Source organism: Ochrobactrum sp. C6C9, assembly GCF_022627935.1.
Classification (GTDB): Bacteria; Pseudomonadota; Alphaproteobacteria; order Rhizobiales; family Rhizobiaceae; genus Brucella; species Brucella teleogrylli.
The window spans coordinates 1-279 of the sequence record NZ_JABXGB010000124.1 but is presented as its reverse complement, the minus strand read 5'-3'; the positions used below and the strand labels follow the sequence as shown (position 1 = coordinate 279).

The following is a 279-nucleotide window of genomic DNA, read 5'->3' as shown; positions in this document are numbered from 1 at the left end:
ACCATGGTGTCTCCTCACCGGCTATTCAATCAGAAGGCGCATTATGCCTCAATTCGGGCACTGCTTTTGCGTTGCAATAAATGATAGAAGACCATGCCGGCCTTGTCGGCGCGGACCACTTCCCAGTCTTGCATCCACGCCGGGGCATCATCGCCGTCGAGCGGGAATTCGGCTTCGGCATAGACCAGCCCCGACGGCGCAAGCAAAGTCATGCAGACAGGCAACACTTTTTCCAGCCAGCCCTGGTGATACGGCGGGTCGATGAATACCAGGCTGTAG

General features: G+C 57.0%; 1 protein-coding gene. It reads right to left on the bottom strand.

The annotated features are described in order from the left end of the window. Positions 1-41: 41 nt before the first annotated feature. On the bottom strand, positions 42-279 hold a 238-nt coding region (locus HWD97_RS24340; RefSeq protein WP_371835822.1), incomplete at its 5' end, for an RsmD family RNA methyltransferase.